This window comes from Henriciella sp. (genome assembly GCF_049649345.1).
Lineage (GTDB): Bacteria > Pseudomonadota > Alphaproteobacteria > Caulobacterales > Hyphomonadaceae > Henriciella.
Genome location: NZ_JBARZC010000219.1, coordinates 1 through 2,856, shown reverse-complemented (window position 1 = coordinate 2,856; position 2,856 = coordinate 1). Strand labels below are relative to the sequence as shown.

The following is a 2,856-nucleotide window of genomic DNA, read 5'->3' as shown; positions in this document are numbered from 1 at the left end:
CCTGAAGGATGTGGCCGATGTGGACAGGCGCAGGGTTGAGCGCGACGGCACTGAAGTGCGCGAGAAGCTGGAAGGCCACAATCGGTATCCGGCCTATTATCGCCAGAACTTTCACTATCAGACCGATGGCTGGCTCTCGGACGAAAGCGCAAAACTTTATGACCACCAGGTTGAGGCGCTGTTTACAGGCTCTGCCGATGTCATGCGGCGGGCGGCGCTGGCCGAAATTGCGCGCGAGCTGAAAGGCCGTGACCAGCGCGAGGTGAAGCTGCTCGATCTCGCCTGCGGAACGGGCCGTTTTCTGCGTGAGACGATGCGGGCCTTTCCACGGCTTCAGGCGACCGGGCTGGACCTGTCGCCCAATTATGCAGAGCGGGCGCGCCAGCAGGTCTCAGACTGGCCGCGGGTGGAGATTGTCGAGGGTCTGGCAGAGGCATTGCCGTTCGCCGATCAGAGCCTCGACGTTATCGTTTCCATCTATCTTTTCCACGAACTGCCCGAGAAGACCCGCAAAGCCGTCATGGCCGAGTCTGCGCGCGTGCTGAAACCGGGCGGGGCGTTCATTGTCGCCGACAGTCTCCAGTTCGGCGACAATGAGAAGCTGGACGGTATCCTCGAATATTTCCCTGAAGGTTTTCATGAGCCTTATTACAAAGCCTATCTCGGATGGAATTTCGTTCCGCCGATGGGCGAAGCCGGGTTTGACCTTGATCGCACGGAGATTGCTTTCCTGACCAAGGTGAATGTCTTGCGGAAACAGAAGGTTGAAGCAGATGCCGGGTAACAGACTTGCTCTCATTACAGGCGCATCGGCAGGGCTCGGGGCGGAGTTTGCCCGCCAGTATGCCGCCAAGGGCTGGGATGTGGCGCTGACGGCGCGCCGGCTCGACCGGCTCGATACCCTGGCGCGCGAGATCGAGGAAAAATACAAGGTCGCGACGATCACGATCTCGCAGGACCTTGCGCTTGCCAAGAGCGTCGACACAATCCTGCGGGAACTGAAAGAGGCGGGCCGGCATGTCGATGCGCTGGTCAATAATGCGGGCTATGGTCTGCCGGGCACCTTCCTGAATACAAGCTGGAAGGATCAGGCGGCTTTCATCCGCGTGCTCTACACTGCCCCGATCGAGCTGGTGCACAAGGTTTTGCCCGGCATGGCGGAGCGCAATTTCGGGCGGATCATCAATGTCGCCTCGCTGGCTGGCTACGCGCCGGGTTCGCAGGGCCACACGCTCTATGCGAGCGTGAAGGCCGGCATGATCAAATTCTCCGAAAGCGTGCATGCCGAGGCGCAGGCCGGCGGACATGACATTCACTGCACGGCGCTCTGTCCGGGCTTCACCTGGACCGAATTCCACGATGTGAACGGCACGCGGGAAATGACGAACGAGTCGCCGGACTGGATGTGGATGAAGGCCGGGCCTGTTGTCGAAGCGGGCATAGACGCGGTGACAAAGGGCCAGCCTGTTGTCGTGCCGGGGGCTGTGAACAAGGGCCTCGCGACACTGACCAAGGTGATGCCCGAGCCGCTTGGCCGGCTGATCATGCAGAAACAGTCGAAGCGGTTCCGGAAGACGGAATAAGGGCCAGCGGCCATGCGGGCGTTATTCTGAATACTGTCCAGTTTAGGTCAGGGCGAAAGCTCCGCCGCGATGCGGTCGGCGAGAAGGCGGCCATTTGCTGTAAGCGCAATGCGCTCGCCGAGCCGGTGGACGAACCCGGTTTCGATCAGATTGCCCAAGGCGTCATTGTCGAGCGGTGCGCCGACAAGGGCTTCGATACGCTGCGGATTGAGACCTTCTGAAGGGCGCAGTCCGAGAGCCAGGAGTTCGCGGGCGGAGTCGATGGGCGAGAGCATATCGCCGGTAAGCCCTGCGGTTCTGGCGACCGCCGCGCTGTAATCGTCGGGGCGCAGCGGCGCGAGCGTCGCGATCCTGCCGCTATCAAACGTCAGTCGTCCATGGGCGCCGGGGCCAAGCCCGATCCAGTCGCCGCCGCGCCAGTAGATGAGGTTGTGCTTCGATTGGTTATCGAGGGCGCGGGCATGATTGGACACTTCATAAGCGGGCAGGCCGTGCCCCTCACAAATCTCCTGCGTCAGTTCGTAAAGATCGGCCTGATCATCATCCGGCATGGGCACGAGTTCGCCGCGGGCGGCCCGTTTGCCGAAGGCGGTGCGCTCCTCAATGGTCAGCTCATAGAGCGAGAGGTGCGGTGCGCCGAGGGCGAGCGCGTCCGAGAGTTCGGCGGCCCAGGCGTCTTCAGCCTGTCCGGGGCGGGCATAGATGAGATCGATTGAGTGGTTGGGGAACTGCCGGGCGGCGAGCTCTATGGCGCGTCGGGCGCTTGCAGCATCATGGTCGCGGCCAAGAAAGCGGAGGGCGTCATCGTTGAGGGATTGCAGGCCGATGGAGAGCCGGTTCACACCAGCGGCCGCCCAGCCTTCGACGTCTGACTTCAGCACATCATTCGGATTGGCTTCGAGCGTGATCTCGACATCGCTGTCCAAGCCGAAAGCGGAGTCTGCTGCACTGATCAGCCTGCCGATGTCTTCGCTGCTCAGCAGGGAAGGCGTGCCGCCCCCGAAATAGACGGACTGGAGCTTGGGATGGGCGCCGAGCGCGTGCTTGTGGCGCGCAAGATCGGCCAGGATAGCATTCACAAGCGGTGCGCTGTCGCGATCTTTCGCGGCATAGACGTTGAAATCGCAATAGGGGCAGATCCGGCTGCAATAGGGCCAGTGGATGTAGAGCCCGAAGCCGTAATCCGGGCCAAAGGGCAGGGCAGGGCTCATGCGATCAGGGCAGCTTTCAGCTTCCTGAAGGCATCGGCGCGGTGGCTCATATCGTGCTTTTC

The 2,856-nt window shown here is 61.8% G+C and carries 3 protein-coding genes; 2 read left to right on the top strand and 1 reads right to left on the bottom strand.

Annotation, left to right across the window (positions count from 1 at the left end; translation table 11 throughout):
• A partial coding sequence (locus tag WA989_RS05480; RefSeq protein WP_424339499.1) for a class I SAM-dependent methyltransferase occupies positions 1–784 on the top strand: 784 nt, incomplete at its 5' end.
• The gene (locus tag WA989_RS05475; protein ID WP_424339498.1) at positions 774–1,583 is read left to right on the top strand and encodes an SDR family NAD(P)-dependent oxidoreductase; all 810 of its coding nucleotides are present in this window, start codon (positions 774–776) and stop codon (positions 1,581–1,583) included. The genes WA989_RS05480 and WA989_RS05475, both read left to right, overlap by 11 nt.
• 47 nt (positions 1,584–1,630) lie before the next feature.
• Here the strand turns inward: WA989_RS05475 and hemW are convergent.
• The coding region (gene hemW / locus WA989_RS05470; RefSeq protein WP_424339497.1) for a radical SAM family heme chaperone HemW at positions 1,631–2,856 on the bottom strand (1,226 nt) is incomplete at its 5' end.